This window comes from Mesorhizobium sp. B2-3-7 (assembly GCF_006442695.1).
Classification (GTDB): Bacteria; Pseudomonadota; Alphaproteobacteria; order Rhizobiales; family Rhizobiaceae; genus Mesorhizobium.
In genome coordinates, this window is sequence record NZ_VFVV01000001.1 from 671,663 (window position 1) to 690,951 (window position 19,289).

General features: G+C 63.4%; 20 protein-coding genes. 9 read left to right on the forward strand and 11 right to left on the reverse strand.

All coding sequences use genetic code 11. The features are described 5' to 3' along the window. Positions 1–2: 2 nt before the first annotated feature. Positions 3–737, reverse strand: coding sequence for a TetR/AcrR family transcriptional regulator (locus FJ940_RS03385; protein WP_140491491.1), 735 nt, complete (start codon positions 735–737; stop codon positions 3–5). A 127-nt stretch (positions 738–864) separates the two neighbouring features. On the opposite strand from FJ940_RS03385, the gene FJ940_RS03390 reads away from it, so the two are divergent. Together FJ940_RS03390 and FJ940_RS03395 are read left to right on the forward strand one after the other, a co-directional pair. Then, the gene (locus FJ940_RS03390; RefSeq protein ID WP_140655259.1) at positions 865–2,049 is read left to right on the forward strand and encodes an HlyD family secretion protein; all 1,185 of its coding nucleotides are present in this window, start codon (positions 865–867) and stop codon (positions 2,047–2,049) included. A gap of 22 nt (positions 2,050–2,071) precedes the next feature. Continuing rightward, the gene (locus tag FJ940_RS03395; protein ID WP_140655261.1) at positions 2,072–3,664 is read left to right on the forward strand and encodes a DHA2 family efflux MFS transporter permease subunit; all 1,593 of its coding nucleotides are present in this window, start codon (positions 2,072–2,074) and stop codon (positions 3,662–3,664) included. A 167-nt stretch (positions 3,665–3,831) separates the two neighbouring features. Here the strand turns inward: FJ940_RS03395 and msrB are convergent, their stop codons facing one another. The 4 genes from msrB to FJ940_RS03415 form a co-directional block, all read right to left on the reverse strand. Beyond that, entirely contained in the window at positions 3,832–4,335 is a 504-nt protein-coding gene (gene msrB, locus FJ940_RS03400) for a peptide-methionine (R)-S-oxide reductase MsrB (RefSeq protein WP_140491485.1), read from the reverse strand. Positions 4,336–4,533: 198 nt separating this feature from the next. Further along, positions 4,534–5,091 (reverse strand): fasciclin domain-containing protein, encoded by a 558-nt coding sequence (locus FJ940_RS03405; RefSeq protein ID WP_140655264.1) that lies wholly within the window; start codon positions 5,089–5,091, stop codon positions 4,534–4,536. Positions 5,092–5,309: 218 nt separating this feature from the next. Next, positions 5,310–6,008 carry an anti-sigma factor gene (locus tag FJ940_RS03410; protein ID WP_140524237.1) on the reverse strand — a complete coding sequence of 233 codons (699 nt, stop codon included), beginning with the start codon at positions 6,006–6,008 and terminating at the stop codon, positions 5,310–5,312. Next, a complete protein-coding gene (locus FJ940_RS03415) occupies positions 6,005–6,544 on the reverse strand; it encodes a sigma-70 family RNA polymerase sigma factor (RefSeq protein ID WP_140491478.1) in 540 nt (179 codons plus the stop codon). Before FJ940_RS03415 ends, FJ940_RS03410 begins: the two co-directional genes overlap by 4 nt. Positions 6,545–6,690: 146 nt before the next feature. On the opposite strand from FJ940_RS03415, the gene FJ940_RS03420 reads away from it, so the two are divergent. Both FJ940_RS03420 and argB read left to right on the forward strand, forming a co-directional pair. After that, positions 6,691–8,184: an amidase gene (locus FJ940_RS03420; RefSeq protein ID WP_140655266.1), complete on the forward strand. Its 1,494-nt coding sequence runs from the start codon at positions 6,691–6,693 to the stop codon at positions 8,182–8,184. A gap of 165 nt (positions 8,185–8,349) precedes the next feature. Beyond that, the gene (argB, locus tag FJ940_RS03425; protein ID WP_140491474.1) at positions 8,350–9,243 is read left to right on the forward strand and encodes an acetylglutamate kinase; all 894 of its coding nucleotides are present in this window, start codon (positions 8,350–8,352) and stop codon (positions 9,241–9,243) included. Positions 9,244–9,268: 25 nt separating this feature from the next. Here argB and FJ940_RS03430 read toward each other — a convergent pair whose 3' ends face one another. Both FJ940_RS03430 and FJ940_RS03435 read right to left on the reverse strand, forming a co-directional pair. Next, positions 9,269–9,727 (reverse strand): RidA family protein, encoded by a 459-nt coding sequence (locus FJ940_RS03430; RefSeq protein ID WP_140655268.1) that lies wholly within the window; start codon positions 9,725–9,727, stop codon positions 9,269–9,271. A 321-nt stretch (positions 9,728–10,048) separates the two neighbouring features. Beyond that, a complete protein-coding gene (locus FJ940_RS03435; protein ID WP_140655271.1) occupies positions 10,049–10,525 on the reverse strand; it encodes an Lrp/AsnC family transcriptional regulator in 477 nt (158 codons plus the stop codon). Between the two features lie 137 nt (positions 10,526–10,662). Here FJ940_RS03435 and phhA point away from each other — a divergent pair, with 137 nt between their 5' ends. Then, on the forward strand, positions 10,663–11,499 hold the full coding sequence (phhA, locus tag FJ940_RS03440; protein ID WP_140655275.1) for a phenylalanine 4-monooxygenase: 837 nt from the start codon (positions 10,663–10,665) through the stop codon (positions 11,497–11,499). A 41-nt stretch (positions 11,500–11,540) separates the two neighbouring features. On the opposite strand, the gene FJ940_RS03445 is transcribed toward phhA, so the two are convergent. Beyond that, positions 11,541–12,161, reverse strand: coding sequence for an Lrp/AsnC family transcriptional regulator (locus tag FJ940_RS03445; RefSeq protein WP_224680500.1), 621 nt, complete (start codon positions 12,159–12,161; stop codon positions 11,541–11,543). 315 nt (positions 12,162–12,476) lie between these two features. Here FJ940_RS03445 and FJ940_RS03450 point away from each other — a divergent pair, with 315 nt between their 5' ends. The 3 genes from FJ940_RS03450 (at position 12,477) to FJ940_RS03460 (ending at position 15,695) form a co-directional block, all read left to right on the forward strand. Then, the gene (locus FJ940_RS03450; RefSeq protein ID WP_224519058.1) at positions 12,477–13,241 is read left to right on the forward strand and encodes a transporter substrate-binding domain-containing protein; all 765 of its coding nucleotides are present in this window, start codon (positions 12,477–12,479) and stop codon (positions 13,239–13,241) included. A 178-nt stretch (positions 13,242–13,419) separates the two neighbouring features. Continuing rightward, a complete protein-coding gene (locus tag FJ940_RS03455) occupies positions 13,420–14,724 on the forward strand; it encodes an FAD-binding oxidoreductase (RefSeq protein WP_140559071.1) in 1,305 nt (434 codons plus the stop codon). Continuing rightward, a complete protein-coding gene (locus tag FJ940_RS03460) occupies positions 14,721–15,695 on the forward strand; it encodes an amino acid ABC transporter permease (RefSeq protein WP_140559070.1) in 975 nt (324 codons plus the stop codon). The genes FJ940_RS03455 and FJ940_RS03460 overlap by 4 nt, the downstream gene beginning before the upstream one ends. Before the next feature lie 133 nt (positions 15,696–15,828). Here FJ940_RS03460 and FJ940_RS03465 read toward each other — a convergent pair whose 3' ends face one another. From FJ940_RS03465 to FJ940_RS03470, 3 genes are all read right to left on the reverse strand, one after another. Next, positions 15,829–17,268, reverse strand: coding sequence for a GMC family oxidoreductase (locus FJ940_RS03465; protein ID WP_140655278.1), 1,440 nt, complete (start codon positions 17,266–17,268; stop codon positions 15,829–15,831). After that, positions 17,265–17,435 (reverse strand): hypothetical protein, encoded by a 171-nt coding sequence (locus FJ940_RS28365; protein WP_181165184.1) that lies wholly within the window; start codon positions 17,433–17,435, stop codon positions 17,265–17,267. The genes FJ940_RS03465 and FJ940_RS28365 overlap by 4 nt, the downstream gene beginning before the upstream one ends. Before the next feature lie 189 nt (positions 17,436–17,624). Beyond that, complete coding sequence (locus FJ940_RS03470) at positions 17,625–18,386, reverse strand: GGDEF domain-containing protein (RefSeq protein WP_140655281.1); 762 nt, start codon at positions 18,384–18,386, stop codon at positions 17,625–17,627. Positions 18,387–18,546: 160 nt separating this feature from the next. On the opposite strand from FJ940_RS03470, the gene FJ940_RS03475 reads away from it, so the two are divergent. Further along, complete coding sequence (locus FJ940_RS03475; RefSeq protein ID WP_140491455.1) at positions 18,547–19,257, forward strand: pyrimidine 5'-nucleotidase; 711 nt, start codon at positions 18,547–18,549, stop codon at positions 19,255–19,257. Positions 19,258–19,289 lie beyond the last annotated feature (32 nt).

The following is a 19,289-nucleotide window of genomic DNA, read 5'->3' on the forward strand; positions in this document are numbered from 1 at the left end:
GGTTAAGCCTTCGCCTCCAGGGCGATCATCTTGTGGCTTTCCTCCGCGGCAAGCATTTCGGTGCCATAGGCCTTCAGGAACATGTCGACGCCCGACCTGACGATATGGTCGATTTCGTCCTGGTTCGGAGCCTTGGCTCGATAGGCGAAGATGCACTGCCGGAAAAGACCGGCCAGGCAGAGTTCTGTGAACTGATAGGCGGCAAGGTCGACATCGTCGATCTTGAGCAGGCCACGGTCGATGGCGGCCTTGAGGAAGGTCACGACCTTGTCGTGGCCGCGTTTGGGGCCGCGTTCGTAAAACCGCGCGCCCATGTCGGGTATCCTGTCGGAGGCGCCGATCACCGTGCGCTGGGCCTGGATGACCTTGGCCGAGGTGATCTTCATGGACAGGACCTTGCCGAATTTCACCAGCGTCTCGCGCAGGTCGTCGGCACGGTCGAGCACGTCATACATGTTCTTGAAGATCGTGCCGCGTTCTTCCTCGATCAGCGCCTCGAAGAGCTCTTCCTTGTTGGCGAAGTAGACATAGATGGTGCCTTTCGAAACGCCGGCTTCCCGCGTGATGTCGTTCATCGAGGCCGCCTCAAAGCCCTTGTCGATAAAGACCCGGCGGGCGCCATCGATGATCTGGCTGCGCTTGACCGGATCCTGTCCGGCTGCCGGGCGGCCGCGGCGCAAGCCGTCCAGCAGGTCGCCGCAATTGTCGTTTTCGACGTCGGGCGTTGTGTCGGCCATTAAAGTCACACCTCGAAAATAATTCGAACCAAGCGGTTCGATTGCCTCTTGATATGGTCCTCTTTAGGCGCTATGTCAACGGCCGGATCGAACCGAACGGTTCAGTACTATAACTTAGAGAGATGTCATGTCCTCGAACGCGCCGTCCACCGCCGAAGTCCGTCCTTTCCCCAACGCCAAGGTCGCCCCGGCGACGGAAGCACCGGAAGTTCCCGTCCACCCAGTCGCCGCGCCGCCTCTGGCGGAAACTCCGGCGAAGAAGAAGCGTTCCGTGCGCTCTTTCCTGCTGCCGATCATCGGCGTCGCCTTGCTCGGCGCCGGCGCCTGGTACGGCTACGATTACTGGACCACCGGCCGTTTCATGATTTCGACCGACGACGCCTATGTCCAGGCCGACATGGCTTTCATTTCGCCCAAGATCTCCGGCTATGTCGATCAGGTCAAGGTCAGCGAGAACCAGCAGGTCAAGGCCGGCGATCCGCTGCTGACGGTCGATGACGGCGACTATAAAATAGCGGTCGCCCAGGCCGAGGCGCAGATCGCCACGCTGGCCAGGACGCTCGATCGCATCGATGCGCAGACCAAGGCGGCGCGGGCCTCCTTGCAGCAGGCGCAGGCCGCCAAGACCGCCGACCAGGCCGCGGCGGCCAATGCCGCGCGCGCCCAGCAGCGCGCCGCGCAACTGCTCAAGACCCATGTCGGTACGCAGGCGCAACTCGACGACGCCCAGACGGCGCTCGACCAGGCCAACGCCGCTCTCGTCGGCGCCGACGCGCAGATCGCCGCAGCACAGGCCAATATCGGCGTGCTGGAGGCGCAGCGCGCTGAATCGGCAAGCACGCTGGCATCCTTGCAGCTCAGCCGCGACAAGGCCGCGCGCGACCTTTCCTTCACTGTGCTCAAGGCGCCCTATGACGGCGTCGTCGGCAACCGTTCCGTCGAGCAGGGCGACCTCGTGAGCCCCGGCCAGAAGCTCGCCGTCATCGTCCCGATGAACAAGCTCTACATCGTCGCCAACTTCAAGGAGACCCAGCTTGCCCGGCTGGTGCCCGGCGAAAAGGTCAGGATTTCGGTCGATGCCATCGACGGCGAGCGCATCGAGGGCACCGTCTCCTCGCTGGCGCCGGCCTCGGGTGCCGTGTTCTCGCTGCTGCCGCCGGAAAACGCCACCGGCAACTTCACCAAAGTGGTGCAGCGCGTCCCGGTCCGCATCGACGTGCCGGCCGATGCCCTGAAGAGCGGCTGGCTGCGCGCCGGCTTAAGCGTCGTTGTCGCCGTCGACAGCCGCACCGCGCCGGCCGCGACCAACTGAGCGCGCTCCGGGGAGCAACGCCATGGCCACCGCAACCCTGACCGCAGGAGCGCCGCCGGCGAGGCCGGCAGTGCCTGACACCATCTCGACGCGGCGCGTCATAGCCTTCCTGGCGATGGTGTTCGGCATGTTCATGGCCATCCTGGACATCCAGATCGTCTCGGCCTCGCTGGCCGAGATCCAGGCTGGCCTGAGCGCCAGTTCCGACGAGATCCCCTGGGTGCAGACGGCCTATCTGATCGCCGAGGTGGTCATGATCCCCCTATCCGGCTTTCTCAGCCGGATGCTGTCGACGCGTGTTCTGTTCACAATTTCGGCGGCGGGTTTTACCGCCGCAAGCGCGCTCGCCGCGACCGCCACCAACATCGACCAGATGATCGTTTACCGCGCCATCCAGGGTTTTATCGGCGGCGGCATGATCCCCAGCGTCTTTGCGGCCGCCTTCACCATCTTCCCGCCGTCGCGCCGTGCCGTCGTGTCGCCGATGATCGGCCTGGTGGCCACCCTGGCGCCGACCATCGGCCCGACCGTCGGCGGCTATATCAGCCACGCAATGTCCTGGCACTGGCTGTTCCTCGTCAATGTCGTGCCTGGCATCCTGGTGACGACGGCGGCCTGGTCGCTGATCGACTTCGACAAGCCCAACCTCAAGCTGTTCTCGAAGTTCGACTGGTGGGGCCTTGCCGGCATGGCGGCGTTCCTCGGCTGCATGGAATATGTGCTGGAGGAAGGCCCGAACAATGATTGGCTGCAGGATCAGGCGGTGTTCATCTGTGCCGTCGTCATGACCTTCGGCGCGGTGCTGTTCTTCTGGCGGGTGTTCACCGCCGAGGAGCCGATCGTCGATCTCAAGGCGTTCAGCAATATCAACTTCGCCTTCGGCTCGCTGTTCTCCTTCGTGATCGGCATCGGCCTCTACGGCCTCACCTATCTCTACCCCGTGTTCCTCGGGCGCATCCGCGGCTACGATTCGATGATGATCGGCGAGGCGCTGTTCGTCAGCGGCCTGGCGATGTTCTTCACCGCGCCGGTCTCGGGCATCCTGTCGAACAAGATGGACCCGCGCCTGATGATGATGATCGGCTTCTTCGGCTTTGCCACCGGAACATGGTGGATGACGCACCTGACCGCCGACTGGGATTTCTACGAGCTGCTCATCCCGCAGATCCTGCGCGGCTGTTCGATGATGCTGTGCATGGTGCCGATCAACAACATCGCGCTCGGCACGCTGCCGCCCGAGCGGCTGAAGAATGCATCGGGCCTGTTCAACCTGACCCGTAATCTCGGCGGTGCCGTCGGCCTCGCCCTGATCAACACGGTGCTGATCGACCGCAACGCCTTCCACTATGCAAGGCTCTCCGAGCACGTGCAGTGGGGAAGTGCGGCCGCGCAGCAGAAGCTTCAGAACATGACGCTCAGTTTCGAGCAGACCACCGGCCTGGACGCCGCCAGCGCGGCGATCTCGAAATTGTCGGGCATGGTCCAGCAGCAGGCGGCGCTGCTGTCCTTCATGGACGTGTTCTACATGCTGACGGTGCTGTTCGCGACGCTTGGCCTGTTCACCATGATGATCCGCAAACCGGCGGCCGCCGGCGGTGGTGGCGGCGGGCACTGACACCAGGGCAATGCCGGAGAAACGATTTGCGTCCTGAATCGCGCTGGAAGCAAGGAAACACGGGCAGCCGTTTCGGGAAGCTCCTCCAGTCCACGCCCGAAATGACTGACCGCTAAAAAACTCCGGGTCGCAAGCCCGGAGTTTTTTCATATCGCGGCCGCATGGTCTCAGGCTGTGGCGGGCTTGAAGCTCAGCGCCACGCCGTTGATGCAGTGACGCAGCCCGGTCGGCGGCGGGCCGTCGTCGAAGACATGGCCCAGATGGCCGCCGCAGCGGCGGCAGTGGACCTCGGTGCGAGTCATGCCGAGCGACCGGTCCTGCGTCTTGCCGACGGCATTGGCGATCTCCTGCCAGAAACTCGGCCAGCCGGTGCCGGAATCGAACTTCGTCTCGGAGGAGTAAACCGGCAGGTCGCAGCCGGCGCAGGCGAAGACGCCCTTGCGGTGCTCGTTGAGCAATGGGCTGGTGCCGGGATATTCGGTGCCTTCCTTGCGCAGCACGTCGAAGGCCGCGGGAGACAGGATCGCGCGCCATTCGGCATCGGTCTTGGTGACTTCGAAGGTCTCCGCCGCACGTGCATCCTGCGATCCGCCCATGCGCAGCAGAGATGCCGTGCCGGCCACCACGCCGATGGCGGCGGCGCCGCTCAAGAGAAAGTCGCGACGGTTCATGGCCTATCCTCCTGCTGTCTGTTTGCCACATTCGACGCTCGGCTGAAAATCAAAAGCCGTTGAGGGCCGAACGTTACCCGCACCAGCCTCCTGGATGGAGCCACAGTGCGTAGCGGACGCCTGCCGGCGCAACGCGTGTACGAAGCCGCGCACCGGCAGGAGAGCCCTGCTGCCTGTTCGCCGGCAGCGAGCTGTTTGTTACATCTTCGGCAAAAGAACCTTGTCGATGACGTGGATGACGCCATTGGACTGCCTGACGTCGGCAATCGTCACATGGGCGACATTGCCGTTCTCGTCCGTGACGGTGACCTTGCCCTTGTCGGCCTTGAGCGTCAGCTCGCAGCCGCCGGCGGTCTTGACCACATGCGCGCCGCCATCGGCCCTGGCCATCTTGGCGACGTCGGCGGCCATCGCTTTCGCCGCGATCACATGGCACGTCAGGACCTTGGTCAGCTTGTCCTTGTTCTCGGGCTTGAGCAGCGTTTCGACCGTGCCGGCCGGAAGTGCTGCAAAGGCCTCGTTGGTGGGAGCGAAGACGGTGAAGGGCCCGGCACCCTGCAGCGTGTCGACCAGGCCCGCTGCCTTGACGGCAGCGACCAGCGTCGTGTGGTCCTTCGAATTGACGGCGTTCTCGATGATGTTCTTCTTGGCGTACATGGGTGCGCCCCCGACCATCGGATTGGCGGCGTAGGCGATGGTGCCGAGCGCTGAGAGGCCGATCGTACCGGCGAGCAAAAGGGTGGCGAGTTTACGCATGATGTAAGTCTCCTCGGGTTGTTTTCCCCATCATTGGGAACGCGAGGAGATACGGCCCATGAAGAACTTAGTTTCGCTTTCTATGAAAGAATTCTTTTATTCCGAATGACGCCCGGTGATTTCAGTAGATAGGCTGATCCAACCGCGGGAATTTGGTCCGCGGTTATGCAAAAATAGACTTCACTATTTTGTAAGGCGACGGTCCGGGCGGGGAGCCATCAGATGCCCTTCAGGTCGCCTGCCGCGACCACCGGTCCCGTCGGCTGGCCGGTCGGCGAACCGCCTGAAGGCTCGAGGCTGACCGCCAGCACGGCGCCCTGCGCAAGTTTCTGCTGCACGGCCGGCGAAACCGCCACATGCGCAGCCTTCCCGGCCGGGATGACGCCCATCGAAACCGGCGCGTTCTTGCCCACGATCACCCACAGTTCGAAGTCCTTGCCGGAGGCCCGCTCACCGGAAACGTGCGACAGGCCGACTTCATGATGCGCCGCGTCATAGACGACGAGGTATCTGACGTCGCTGCCTTCGGCGGCCAGCGAGGCGACAAGCTGTGGTTGTTGGAGCGGCGGGTTGATGAAAGGCAAGGCGATGTAGATCGCCAGCGCCGCGATGGCGGCGGCGGCAAGGCCGCGCCAGAAGGCAAGGCTCGACCATAGGCCGGCGCGAGGCTGCGAGGCGAACAGCCGGCGATCGATCGCCTCCTTGACCCTGATCGGAGGTTCTGTCCCGGGATAGGCGACGGCCAAGGGCGAAAAATGGGCCTCCCAGGCATCGACAAGCCGAGCGAATGCGGCGTCGCCATCGATGCGGCGGGACGCGATCTGGCGTTCTTCCGCTGTCAGGACGCCAAGAACATATTCGGCGGCGAACAGGTCGTCGCCTCCACGTTCCGGTCCGTCGTCGTCTACCAGCGTCATCTTTCCAGACACTCTCTGAGCTTCAGCAGGCTGCGCCGCAGCCAGGTTCGCATCGTGTTCAGCGGCACGCCATGGCGCTCCGCCAGTTCGGCATAGCTCTCGCCGTTCAGATAGGCGCCCCGGACAGCCGCTGCCCGGCCCTTCTCCAATTCCTCGAGACAATGGTAGATGCGCTCGGACTCGCCACCTGCCACGGTCATGGCCTCCGGTCCCGGCGCCGGATCGGCCACATCGAGCGCGGCATCGATATAGGCGGCAGGTTCCCGCCGCGCCCTGATACGATCGATCGCATGGTTGCGCGCGATGGCCACCAGCCAGGAAATCGGGCTTAGATCCGAGACGGCGAAACGGTCCGCCTTCGTCCATATCTTGACGAAGACCTCCTGAAGCGCCTCTTCGGCATCTCCCCGGTCCTTCAATACACGAAGGCAGACACCGAAAAGTTTCGCGCTGGTCTGCCGGTACAGCAGATCGAACGAAGCCCGGTCCTTCATCGAAGTCCGGACAATCAGATTGCTGATCTCCTGTGGCGTCATGTCGGCAAATTAGGGGATTGCGATGTATTTGCAACGGCGCAAATTTCCGTACACCCAAAGCTTTCCGCACCGCGCCGCACTCGTTCCATCGCTCGATTGCCAACGGATTGGCCGCTGGTTACCTTGCCTGGATCGGGGGAGCGCGCATGTCGGTCGAACGAGTGCTGTGGGAAGAAGACGCCACCGGCCTTGCCACGTTGGTGCGCAAGGGCGAGGTTTCGCCGGTCGAACTGGTCGACGCGGCGATCGCGCGCGCCGAGGCCAGCCGGCCTGAAATCAATGCCACGGCCGAGACACTCTACGATGCGGCGCGCAGCCGGGCGAAGGGCATCGATCGTTCCCTACCGCTGGCCGGCGTGCCCTTCGCCATCAAGGATCTCGGCATCGCCATCAAGGGCGTGCCGTCGCATGGCGGCAGCCGCATCCCCGCCTGGGTGCCCGAGGTCAGTTCGGTGCTGACCGAACGCTATCTCGCCGCCGGACTGATACCCATCGTCACCTCGACATCGCCCGAACACGGGCTGCGGCTGATGACCGAATCAAAAGCCTTCGGCATCACCTGCAATCCCTGGAACACCGGCCACACCAGCGGCGGCTCGTCCGGCGGCGCTGCGGCACTGGTCGCCGCCGGCGTCGTGCCGGTGGCGCATGCCTCAGATGGCGGCGGCTCGATCCGCGTGCCTTCTGCCTGCACCGGGCTGGTCGGCCTCAAGACCTCGCGCGGCCGCATCCCGCTGTCGCCATTGGTGAGCGAAAGCTGGTACGGCATGGTGGTCGACCATGCCGTCACCCGCTCGGTGCGCGATTGCGCCCTGCTGCTTGACCTCACCCATGGTCCCGACCCGCTCGCGCCCTATGTCGCGCCGCCGCCGAAGGGTGCGTTCGCCGCGGCTGCCGCGCGCGATCCCAGCAAGCTCAAGCTCGCAATGTACCGGAACTCTCCGCTCGGCCTGCCGATTTCGGCCGAGACGCTGAAAGCGCTCGATACCGCGGTGGCGCTCGCCCGCGAGGGCGGCCACAGCGTCGAGGAAATCGATTTGCCCTCCATCGGTCGCGACTTCTTCGCCGATTTCTGCAGAACGGTTGCCTCGGCCGTCGCAGGCATGTTGCGGGCCGAGGCGGTGCGCGTCGGCCGCACCGTCACCGGCGACATCGAGCGCGCGACGCGGGTGCTCGGCCGACTGGGCGAAATGGTCTCGGCCGGCGAGACCTATGCCGGCTTGCAGCGGCTGCATGCCGCCTCGCGGCAACTGATTGCGGAGACGGCGCGTTACGACGCCGTGCTGATGCCTGTTATCGCCCACCCGCCGCTCGCTTGCGGCGCGATGGACCCGAAGGGCGCCGACGAGCTCATCGAGAACATGCTCGACAAGCTTCGCCTCACGGCGCTGCTCAGGATCGAACCGCTGTTCGGCCAGCTGATGGACAAGAGCCTGTGGTTCACTCACTGGCCGGCGATCCAGAATGTCAGCGGCCAGCCCTCCATTGCGTTGCCCATCCACGTCACCGAAGCCGGCCTGCCGCTTGGCATCCAGGCCGCGGGCCGGCCCGGTGACGAGGAGACGCTTTTGTCCCTGGCCGCGCAGATGGAGAAGATCTCCGGTTGGCTGGGCCGCAGGGCGCCGCTTATGGTGCCATAAGTGATGACGAGGTCGTGAGCCGCCCGAATATGACAGCAAAGCCGTTTGCGGCCCGCGCCAATTCCCGCTAAGACGCCGCCGTCTTTACCTGATGCAGGTCGCCAAAATGCGCAACGGTTTTGGGACAACGACAAGCATGAAATCAAAAGCCAGGGAACCACGCCGATGACGGACATTGCCGCCACCGCCGAAATGCAGGCCGCCCTGCTGTCGCGGGCGCTGCCCTACATGCAGCGCTACGAGAACAAGACGGTGGTGGTGAAATATGGCGGCCACGCCATGGGCGACAGCGAACTCGGCAAAGCCTTCGCGCGCGACATCGCGCTGTTGAAACAGTCCGGCGTCAACCCGATCGTCGTCCATGGCGGCGGGCCGCAGATCGGCGCCATGCTCAACAAGATGGGCATTGAATCCAAATTCGAGGGCGGCCTGCGCGTCACCGACCAGAAGACGGTCGAGATCGTCGAGATGGTGCTGGCGGGCTCTATCAACAAGGAGATCGTCGCGCTCATCAACGCCGAGGGCGAATGGGCGATCGGCCTGTGCGGCAAGGACGGCAACATGGTGTTCGCCGAAAAGGCGCGCAAGACCATGATCGACCCGGACTCCAACATCGAGCGCGTGCTCGATCTCGGCTTCGTCGGCGAGCCGGTCGAGGTCGACCGCACGCTGCTCGACCTTCTGGCGCGCTCCGAAATGATCCCGGTGCTGGCGCCGGTGGCGCCCGGCCGCGATGGTCACACCTACAACATCAATGCCGATACCTTTGCCGGCGCCATCGCCGGCGCCTGCAAGGCCTCGCGTCTTCTGTTCCTCACCGATGTGCCGGGCGTGCTCGACAAGGACAAGAAGCTGATCGACGAGCTGACGGTCGCCGAGGCCAAGGCGCTGATCAAGGACGGCACGGTGTCGGGCGGCATGATCCCGAAGGTCGAGACCTGCATCGAGGCGATCGAGCGCGGCGTCGAAGGCGTCGTCATCCTCAACGGCAAGACGCCGCATTCGGTGCTGCTTGAACTGTTCACCGAGCACGGCGCCGGCACGCTGATCGTGCCCTGATATTTGTGGGCTGCCGCGCCCGGCGCTAGTCCGGCAGAGTGGCGATCGCCACGATCTCGATGACGAGATCGGGATGCGCAAGTGCGGCAACCCCGATTACCTCCGAGGGCGGCGGATTGTTGTAGCTACAGTGTTTCGGGCAGTGCGCGGCAAAGAATTCGTCCATGACGTCCAGCCGGAAATTGGGGGAACTCAGAACGCCGCCGTCCGGAAACGGTCCTTTGACATATTGGGTGATCTTGACGAGATGCTCGAGCGAGCTGCCAAGCTCCTCCAGGTCCGATTTGATGGTCGTCAAAATGGAGCGCCATTGCGTCGCCGCGTCCCCGACAGCGCCACCTTTGCCCGTCGACGGGTCGTAATTTTCGGCCGTGCCCGTATTGCCGGCGAGAAAGACATAGCCCCTGGCGCCGCTGACGACGGTGCCTTTTCCCCAAGGCATCAGCCGGCCCTCTTTCGTCTTTTTATGGGTGACAAGCTGCATCTCTTCCTCCTGCCGGACACCTCTGCTTCCAGGAAGTAGCGCGCAGCCTGATAACGGCCAGCGTGAAAAAGTCAGGCGCGGTGCGAATGCATGGCCGCGAGCACGGCAGGTTTCCATGCCGTCCGTTCGAACACCACCGATTGCTCTTCCGCGTCTGTGGCGCGCTCCGGAAATCGGCCATCTTTCATCCGGCCATCGCGCGTCAGAAATCCCCAGACTCGCGGACCAGAGCCGCCGTCCATCTCCGTATACCAGCGCATGGAGAACGAGCTTCATGGCGGGACCGCTTCATGGGTGATCCGCCCATGCTGGCCGGCGCCATCACCGCCGCAGATGTCCGAGCGGCACGTGGCCGGATCCCTTGATGTTCTGCAGCACGAGCTGCGTGTGGACGTCGCGCACACCGTCGAGCCGCATCAGCCGGTGCATGACGAAGGCGTTGAGTTCGTCGACCGACGGCACCATGACATGCAGCAGGAAGTCGTGGTCGCCGGTCATCGTCCAGCAGGATGATACCTCGTCCATGCGCTGGACCGCGGCGATGAAACTCTCGGGCGAACCGTCGCTGTGGCTGACCAGCCGCACCTGGATGAACACCTCGACCGTCAGGCCGACGGCACGGCGGCTGAGCACGGCGGCAAAGCCCTTGATGATGCCGGCCTCCTGCAGCGCCTCGAAGCGCCGCGCGCAAGGTGTCGTCGACAGGCCGATCTCCTGCGCCAGTTCGGAGACCGGCTTGCGTCCGTCGCGCTGGAGGATATCGAGCATCTTGATCTCGAAATCGTCGAATTGAGGCATTTTCACTCCGCTATGGCATATTCCGAGTGGATGTTATCCAAAAATCCTCATTCCGGCCATCACCGAAACCGATTTGCCTCCGCAAGTCCGGTTAACTTCGGGCACATCCGGAATTCAAGACTGGCGAGGAGAAAACCATGACGACAATGAGCGTTGCCGAATATGCCCGCGACTGCGCGGCTCAAGGGTTGCGCGGCGACTACTCGGTCTGCCGTGCCGATTTCACCGTGGCGCAAGGCTATGACTACAGCGCCGAGGAACAGGCGGTGTGGCGCACGCTGTGCGACCGCCAGACGAAACTGACGCGCAAGCTCGCCCACCATTCCTATCTCGACGGCGTCGACAAGCTCGGCCTGCTCGACCGCATCCCGGACTTCGACGAAGTCAGTGCCAAGTTGCGCAAGCTGACTGGCTGGGAGATCGTCGCCGTGCCAGGGCTCATCCCGGCCGCGCCCTTCTTCGACCATCTCGCCAGCCGCCGTTTCCCCGTCACCAACTGGCTGCGGACGCAGCAGGAGCTCGACTACATCGTCGAACCCGACATGTTCCATGATTTCTTCGGCCATGTGCCGGTGCTGTCGCAGCCGGTCTTCGCCGACTTCATGCAGATGTACGGCCAGAAGGCCGGCGACATCATCGCGCTCGGCGGCGACGAAATGATCAGCCGGCTCTACTGGTACACGGCCGAATACGGCCTCATGCAGGAAAGTGGTCAGCCGCTGAAGGCCTTCGGCGCCGGTCTGATGTCATCCTTCACGGAGTTGCAGTTCGCGGTCGAAAGCAAGGATGCGCACCATGCGTCTTTCGACCTGGAAACGGTGATGCGCACGGGCTACGAAATCGACAAGTTCCAGCGCGTCTATTTCGTGCTGCCGTCCTTCGACGCGCTGCGCGACACATTCCAGACCGCTGATTTCGGGGCGATCGTCGCTCGCCGCATGGGCGAGCCCGCACTCGACCCGGCGACTGTGTAGCCGGATTTGGGTGGGCAGGGGCGAGCGAAAACTCGCCCTTCCTACAGTGCGGCATAGATGTTGCGGTTGAACTTCGTCTCCATCACCACATGCGATGCGGTTTTGACGATGCCGCTGATTTCATTCAGCGCATTCACTTCCCGGTTCAGCTTCTCGAGCGTCTCGGCCGCGACATGGATGATCAGGTCCCACTCGCCGGCTATGGCATAGACCGCCTGGATCGAAGGCATCGCCTTGATCTTCCTGGAGACGTCCGGGTAGCTCTTGTTGTTCAGGGCGGCGAAGGTGAAACAGTGGACGGAATTCTGCGCCGCCTCCTTGGTCAGCCGCACCGCGTAGCCTTCGATGACCCCGCCCGCCTCGAGCTTTTGTATGCGCTCCTGCAAGGCAGTCCGGGATACGCCGAGCTGACGCGCCAGTGATGCGACCGGCTCACGCGCGTTCTTCTGCATCAGCGCGAGCAGCTGGCGATCTTTTTCGGTCAATTCCACAATCAATCCTCTCCTTCGATCCGCCCTGGAACCCGTCCAATCGCTCGGCGCGATCCTATCGGCTGAACCACCGCCGCGACAATCCTCAGGAACCGCCGGTGCAGGCTGCGCAAGGCGCAAATATCCGGCATTTTGCCGCCTCACGGCACGTAATGACTGCATGGCTGCCATTATCCGGCATTTCGCCGGGTGGAACCCTGCTTTTCGCGACCTGAGTGTCAACTGTCACAAACGCCAGTCCATGAGGGGGAACAGCTTCGGCTGCGATGGACGCAAATCGACACCGAGCCGCGTTGGACTTGCATCCGCAAGCCGAACGCCACGGTACGCCGCGGAGACGTCGCGGACGAGGCCGATCGAAACAACCACTGGTGCCCGACGCAGGTACCGTCATTTCAGCTGCATCCATAAGGGAGGATAACTTTGAAGAAACTGCTCGATTTCGCCATTCTTGCCGTCGCGACATTCGCGATCACGACGGCGGCCATGGCCGGAGAAACTTTGGATCGCGTCACGTCGAAGAAGGCGATGGTCGTCGCCACCAACGCCGCCTGGCCGCCGCAAAGCTTTCTCAATGACAGCAACGAGCTCGCCGGCTTCGACATCGATGTCTCGCGCGAGATCGGCAAACGGCTGGGGGTCGAGGTCTCGTTCGAGACGCCCGACTGGGCGACCCTGACCGGCGGCCGCTGGCAAGGGCGCTACGACCTCGGCGTCGGCTCGGTCACGCCGACCAAGGCCCGTTCCAAGGTGATCGATTTTGTCGGCATCTATTACTACAGCCCCTATGTCTACGTCGTGCACAAGGACAGCACCGCGAAGTCGGTCGCCGATCTCAACGGCAAGGTGATCGGCGTCGAGACGGCCACCACCTCGGAGGATTTCATCCGCCGCAAGCTTGAGATCGACGCGCCCGGCCTGCCTCCCGTCGAATACAAGCTGGAGCCCGGCGAGATCCGCACCTTCGCCGATTCCATGCTTCCCTTCGATGACCTGCGGCTTGGCGACGGCGTTCGCCTGAATGCCGTGATCGCGCCGGAGCAGACGGCGCAGAACGCCATCAAGAACGGCTATCCCGTGAAGATCCTCGAAGGGGAATATGCCTTCCGGGAACCGCTCGTGGTCATCGCCGAGAAGAACGATCCCGAGTGGACCGCAAAGGTTTCGGGCATCATCGCCGAGCTGAAGAAGGACGGCACGCTCGCCGCGCTGACCACGAAATGGTACGGCAAGGACTACAGCGCCAAATGACGTTGGATTGCCCGCCGGCCGCCGCTCGGCGACCGGCGGGCATCACGTGTCAGATGCCGGAGCGGTGCAGCGTTTGAAACAATCGCCACCCCTCTCTAAACCTTTGTTCTTGCGCAATTCCCCAGGGAAAAGCGCTACGCGCTTTTCCTGACGAGCGGGATGCAGTTGAAAGTCGCCGATGGCCTATCCGGACACCTACTACGCCCGCACCATGATCGACCGGAAGATCAGGCCCCCGCTCCGCGGCGAGGCGCACTGTGACGTGGCCGTCGTCGGCGGAGGACTGGCCGGCCTGACCACGGCGTTGCAGCTGTCGCGCTCCGGGCTGCGCGTCGCTGTGCTGGAGGCCCACGTCGTCGGTTTCGGCGCCTCCGGCCGCAATGGCGGCTTCGTGACGCCTGGCTTCGCCACCGGCGGCGACACCATTGCCGCGCGTGTCGGCAAGGAGGCCGCCCGGCAACTGCACCGGCTGTCGATCGAGGGCGTCGAATTCGTGCGTCACACCATCGAGGCGCTCGACATATCGGCCGCCATGCCGCGCGACGGGCTGGTCAGCGTCCTGCGCTACGACGATGGCGACGCGCTCAAGGCCTATGCCGACCAGACGGCGCGCGACCACGGATACCAGCTTCAATATCTGCGCAGAGAAGACGTCCGTTCGGTGCTGAAATCGGCTCGCTATTACCAGGGCCTGCGCGACCCGAAAGCCTTTCACATTCATCCGCTTAATTATCTGCGTTCCGTGGCCGATGAGATCGAGCGGCTTGGCGGCAGCATCCATGAGAGCTCCGAAGTCGTGCAATGCGATCTGTCGGGGCCGCAAAAGATGCTGCGCACGCGAGAGGGCACGCTTCGGGCACCGCGCGTCGTGCTGGCTACCGGCGGCTACACCGGCCCGGTATTCAGTCAGCTCCACCGCGCCTTCCTGCCCATCGCGACCTATGTGATGGTTTCCGAGCCGGCGCCGCGCCTGATCGCGCAAGCCGTTGCGACCACGGACGCGGTCGGCGACAACCGACGGGCCGGCGACTATTATCGGCTGGTCGATGGCGGCAATCGCCTTTTGTGGGGCGGGCGCATCACCACGCGCGCCGCTTCTGCCTACGCGCTGGCGCGCGAATTGCGCCGCGAGATGATCGGTACCTATCCGCAGCTTGCGGACCTCAAGACCGAACTGGCCTGGTCCGGATTGATGTCCTATGCCCGTCACCTGATGCCCCAGATCGGCGAATTGCAGCCGGGCGTCTGGTATTGCACGGCTTTCGGCGGCCATGGTCTCAACACCACGGCCATCGCCGGAAAAATCGTTGCGGAAGGCATTCTGGGCGTTTCGGACCGGTACCGGCAGTTCGCGCCATTCGGATTGAGCTGGGCCGGCGGCGCCGCCGGCCTGGCGGCCGCGCAGCTCACCTACTGGAAATTGCAGGCGCAGGACTGGTGGCGAGAACGTCATGCCGCCACGAAAGACAAGGTGACGGCATGATCGGCAGGCTGATGCTCTTCTATCCGGGGATCACCCGCCGCGCAGTGGGGGCGCTCGTGCTGGCGCTGTTGGCCGCCGGCCTTTACGCGATGGGCATCAAGTCAAGCTGGATCGGCTCGGTGATTCCAGTTGCATCCGGCTGGCTGCAGGCCAACCCTGCCCTGTCGCGCGCGCTTTCCGCAGTGCTGATCGCGCTCATTGTGCTGGTGAATTGCAAGCTGCTGCTGCTTTTGCCCCGGCGGCAGCAGATCGTCGGCGTCTGGATCGAACTGTTCGTGCTCCTGATGCTGTTCTTCTATTCCTTCGACCTGTCGCTTGCCTTCATCGCCAGGAAGATCGGCTTCCTGATCACCCAGGGCGTCACCACCACGCTCTACATTTCGGCGATCTCGATCCTGATCGCGACAGCCATCGCACTTGTCGGCGCCATCGCCAAACTGACCGGAAACGGCATTGTGTACGGGCTGGCCACTTTCTACACCTCGTTGTTCCGCGGCCTTCCTTTGCTGATGCAGATCTACATCATCTATCTCGGCCTGCCGCAGGTCGGTTACGTGATCGGCGCGGTGCCGGCCGGCATTCTGGCGTTGTCGCTGTGTTATGGCGCCTACATGACCGAGATCTTCCGCGCCGGCATCGAAAGCATTCCGCGCGGACAGAGCGAAGGCGCCACTGCGCTTGGACTGAGCCCCGGCCAGACCATGGCGCTGGTCATCCTGCCGCAGGCCATGCGCGTCATCATCCCGCCGACCGGCAACCAGTTCATCGCCATGCTGAAGGACTCGTCCCTGGTGTCGGTCGTCGGCGTCTGGGAGATCATGTATCTCGCCCGCACCATGGGCCAGACGGAGTTCCGCCATATCGAGATGCTGATCACCGCCTCGATGATCTACTGGATCCTGTCGATCACGCTGGAGTTCGGCCAGGCCTATCTCGAACGGCGTTTTGGCCGGTCGGAGCGGCGGGCGTAGGACAATTCCAGGAAAGCTGCGTCGCCGCCGTGCCGGTGCGCATCTCCACGGCTTTTAAGCCGCTCCGGCGGCCGCGCCATTATGTGACGCGGCTTTGTCGGGATGAGATGATTTAGTGGGGACTGCGGAACCCTCAGGCGGCTACCACCTTGCCGAGATGCTCGCCGAGCCGGCAGGCCAACGCCGTGATCGTCGTCGTCGGGTTGCATTGGCCCGAGGTGCAGAACACCGAGGAGCCGCCGACATAGAGATTGTCCATCCCGTGCACCTTGCAATTGGCATCCACGACGCTCGTGGCGACATCGGTGCCCATGCGCGTACCGCCCATGTGATGGTGACCGGCCGTCTCCTCGTCCGTCGGGTAGTCGCCGCCATTCGAAATCCAGTCGGCTATACGCACCCGGCCCAGGTTCTTCTGGGCTAGCGTCGTCCCGAAAAGCCTCAGCCCTTCGAGCAGCGTGCGGCGTTCCAGGTCCGATTTCTTCCAGTGCAGCTCGATGCGCGGCACGCCGGCGTGGTCGACCACGGTCTTCGACAGCTCGACCCGATTCGAGGCCAGCGGCGCCTGCTCCCAGGCGACATAGAGCTGGGCCGCGCAGCGCAGGTTCTGGTTGAGCCTGCCCGATAGCCACTCCGCCATGTTGGGCGCCGTACAGGCGAGATCCGCGATCAGGTCCTTGACGCCGGGATAGGGCGTCTCGATCAGCCTGATGCCGAAATTCATGATCCGCAGCCGCTCCATCGCGGCCGGCATCGGCGAGAAGAAGGCCTCGTTCACCGCATCGACCTCGAATGCGCCATAGTCGGCCAGGATGGCGTTGCCGCCCTGGAAGGTCGGGTGTTCCATCCAGTAGCGGCCAAGTGCCGTCGCGTTCGGCACGACGCCGCCATTGGAGCGCTGGTTCGACCATAAAAGCAGCCGCGAATTCTCCAGCCCCCCGGTACTGACGATAAAATAATCGGCGCTAAAGAAGCCGGCATCCTGCCCCTGCGACCACAGCCTGGCGCCGGTCACGCGTCTGCCGTCGCCGGCAAGCTCGGTGGCGCAGGTGTTGAGCACGACAGCGATGTTCCTGCTCTTGTCGAGCTCGTCGGCGTATTTTTCAGCGAAGCGCACCGCACCGCTCTTGATCAGCTGCACCCAGCGGATGTCGTCCGAGATCGGCGCGTCCGGCCGGAAATCCGGCAGTTCCAGGATGTCGCGCACTTCGCCCAGATACGGTTCGATGTCGCTGCGCCGGATCGGCCAGCCCGTGTCCGGCACCCACGCCTTCGGCTCGAAATCCTGTTTGTCGAGCACGCGGCACCAGCCGGCCCAGTGGTTCGAGCTGCCGCCCATGAACCGCAGCCGGGTGATATCGAGATCGAAATAGAAATCGCCGACTGTGGTGCCGCGGTAGAAATCCTGCGAGGTGTCGCTGAACTCCCTGCCGCCGGCCTCCAGCACCACGACCGGTATGCCGGCGGCACCGAGCTTTTTGGCGATCGTGGTGCCGGCCGGGCCGGAGCCGAGAACGCAGACCCTAGGCGTGAAATTCGCGGCGCGAAACGCCTCATAACTGTCGAAGATCATGCCAGGTCGCTCCGCTTCAGGATCCAGCCATTGACCTCGACGATCTCATCGGGGGCGGCTTCGGAAGAACCCGCATCGGGCAATTTGCGGAACAGCGACAGGGCAGGCACCGCGATCAGCGTCTGCATGATCATTCGGCGCGATATCTTCTTGATAAGGAAACTCATGACAGGTCTCTCGACGGGGTCTCTATCCAGGCATGTTCTCTGAACATCCAGGCATGTTCCCTGAACGGCACATGCTTCATCATCGAAGCCAGAAGCGTGCCAAAACTGGTTGCAAGCCGGAACAATGCGCAGCCGAGTGCAAACAGGGTTAGAGACTCCTTAACAAGCCGATATGCTGGATCAGCCCGTTCAGGCCGCCTCGGAGATGTCGGTGTCGAGGATCACCAGGTTGCGTCCCCGATGTTTGGCCTGGTAGAGGCGCCGGTCGGCGGCCCGCATCAGCTCCGACACGCTGGCGCTTTCGTCGCAGAGGGTTCCGCCGATGCTGACGGTCAGCGGAATGGTCCGCTCGTCCACGGGCCGGAAGCGGATCAGCTCGACTTCGCGGCGGATGTGCTCGGCGACGCGCTTGGCTTCCCGTTCCGTGGCTCCGACCAGCAATGCGCCGAACTCCTCGCCGCCGATGCGGCCGAGGACGTCGCCGTCGCGCACCCCGCGCTTGATCGCGCTGGCGATCAGGAGCAGCGCGTCGTCGCCGGTCAGATGGCCGTAGCTGTCATTGATCATCTTGAAATGGTCGGCATCGATGATCAGCAAGGCGCCGCGATCGGGCTTGTGCCGGGAGCCGTTGAGCACGGCAAAGAAGCTTTCCCGGTTGAGCATGCCCGTCATGTCGTCGCGGCTGGCCTTTTCCGCCAGCCGGCGATGCGCTGCGGCAAGCTGGGCGTGCGTGCGGGCAAGGTCGCGATGCGCCGACTTCAGCCTGTCGCTGTGCCAGAACGTGCTTGCGCAGGCCGCCCATGCAAGAACCAGCGGACACAATGTCGAGGTCAGCCAGATCATGCGGTTGACCGGGAATCCCATGGCGGGGACGATGATCAGGGTCAGAAGGAGCGAAACCGCGACGGAGACGAAAGCAATGGTGGCGGACTTCAGAATTATACTGCTCATCGCTGGCTCCCACTGGACCGCCTCTGTGCCAGCAAGCCCTGAAGGCCACCTTTCCAGGATGCCTAAAATTTGAACGGTGAGACTGTTCTGCCACTTTCGGCGCGTAGAAGTTGTGGATAAAGCCCCTTCAAGATCGTCCGTTTCGTGCCATAAGGGGCGCATGGCTACACACCCCGACCCCGCTCGCTTCGCCCATGTCACCGACTGGGTGTTCGACCTGGACAACACGCTCTATCCGCATCATTCGAATCTGTTCTCGCAGATCGACGTCAAGATGACCGCCTATGTCGGGGAACTGCTGTCGCTGCCGCGCGAGGACGCGCGCAAGCTGCAAAAGGAACTTTATCGGGAATATGGCACGACACTGAACGGGCTGATGACGCGCCATGGCATAGACCCCGACGATTTCCTCGAGAAGGTCCACGACATCGACTATTCCTGGCTGGTGCCGGATCCCGTCCTCGGCACCGCCATTCGCCAGCTTCCCGGCCGCAAGTTCATCTTCACCAACGGCGACCGCAGGCATGCCGAGCGCACTGCGCGCCAGCTTGGCATCCTTGATCATTTCGACGACATCTTCGATATCGTCGCTGCCGGGCTCAACCCCAAGCCTGCGCGCCAGACCTACGAGAAATTCGCCGAACTTCACGCCGTCACCGGCCACAATGCGGTGATGTTCGAGGATCTCGCGCGCAACCTGTCCGTGCCGAAGTCACTGGGCATGACGACGGTCCTGGTGGTGCCGCGCAATTTCGAGCCGACATTCTCCGAAATCTGGGAGCGCGATCCGGCGCAGGAAGATGATGTCGACTTCGTCACCGACGATTTGGCCGGGTTTCTGACGGAGATAGTCGTGGGGATAAGGCAGTAGGGCAGTAGGGCAGTAGGAAGATGAGGGGCGCT

Bases quoted from the DNA above. Each gene is read 5' to 3' on its own strand.
- FJ940_RS03385 (WP_140491491.1), bottom strand. From the start codon at position 737: ATGGCCGACACAACGCCCGACGTCGAAAACGACAATTGCGGCGACCTG.
- FJ940_RS03390 (WP_140655259.1), top strand. From the start codon at position 865: ATGTCCTCGAACGCGCCGTCCACCGCCGAAGTCCGTCCTTTCCCCAAC.
- FJ940_RS03395 (WP_140655261.1), top strand. From the start codon at position 2,072: ATGGCCACCGCAACCCTGACCGCAGGAGCGCCGCCGGCGAGGCCGGCA.
- msrB (WP_140491485.1), bottom strand. From the start codon at position 4,335: ATGAACCGTCGCGACTTTCTCTTGAGCGGCGCCGCCGCCATCGGCGTG.
- FJ940_RS03405 (WP_140655264.1), bottom strand. From the start codon at position 5,091: ATGCGTAAACTCGCCACCCTTTTGCTCGCCGGTACGATCGGCCTCTCA.
- FJ940_RS03410 (WP_140524237.1), bottom strand. From the start codon at position 6,008: ATGACGCTGGTAGACGACGACGGACCGGAACGTGGAGGCGACGACCTG.
- FJ940_RS03415 (WP_140491478.1), bottom strand. From the start codon at position 6,544: ATGACGCCACAGGAGATCAGCAATCTGATTGTCCGGACTTCGATGAAG.
- FJ940_RS03420 (WP_140655266.1), top strand. From the start codon at position 6,691: ATGTCGGTCGAACGAGTGCTGTGGGAAGAAGACGCCACCGGCCTTGCC.
- argB (WP_140491474.1), top strand. From the start codon at position 8,350: ATGACGGACATTGCCGCCACCGCCGAAATGCAGGCCGCCCTGCTGTCG.
- FJ940_RS03430 (WP_140655268.1), bottom strand. From the start codon at position 9,727: ATGCAGCTTGTCACCCATAAAAAGACGAAAGAGGGCCGGCTGATGCCT.
- FJ940_RS03435 (WP_140655271.1), bottom strand. From the start codon at position 10,525: ATGCCTCAATTCGACGATTTCGAGATCAAGATGCTCGATATCCTCCAG.
- phhA (WP_140655275.1), top strand. From the start codon at position 10,663: ATGACGACAATGAGCGTTGCCGAATATGCCCGCGACTGCGCGGCTCAA.
- FJ940_RS03445 (WP_224680500.1), bottom strand. From the start codon at position 12,161: ATGGCAGCCATGCAGTCATTACGTGCCGTGAGGCGGCAAAATGCCGGA.
- FJ940_RS03450 (WP_224519058.1), top strand. From the start codon at position 12,477: ATGGCCGGAGAAACTTTGGATCGCGTCACGTCGAAGAAGGCGATGGTC.
- FJ940_RS03455 (WP_140559071.1), top strand. From the start codon at position 13,420: ATGGCCTATCCGGACACCTACTACGCCCGCACCATGATCGACCGGAAG.
- FJ940_RS03460 (WP_140559070.1), top strand. From the start codon at position 14,721: ATGATCGGCAGGCTGATGCTCTTCTATCCGGGGATCACCCGCCGCGCA.
- FJ940_RS03465 (WP_140655278.1), bottom strand. From the start codon at position 17,268: ATGATCTTCGACAGTTATGAGGCGTTTCGCGCCGCGAATTTCACGCCT.
- FJ940_RS28365 (WP_181165184.1), bottom strand. From the start codon at position 17,435: ATGAGTTTCCTTATCAAGAAGATATCGCGCCGAATGATCATGCAGACG.
- FJ940_RS03470 (WP_140655281.1), bottom strand. From the start codon at position 18,386: ATGAGCAGTATAATTCTGAAGTCCGCCACCATTGCTTTCGTCTCCGTC.
- FJ940_RS03475 (WP_140491455.1), top strand. From the start codon at position 18,547: ATGGCTACACACCCCGACCCCGCTCGCTTCGCCCATGTCACCGACTGG.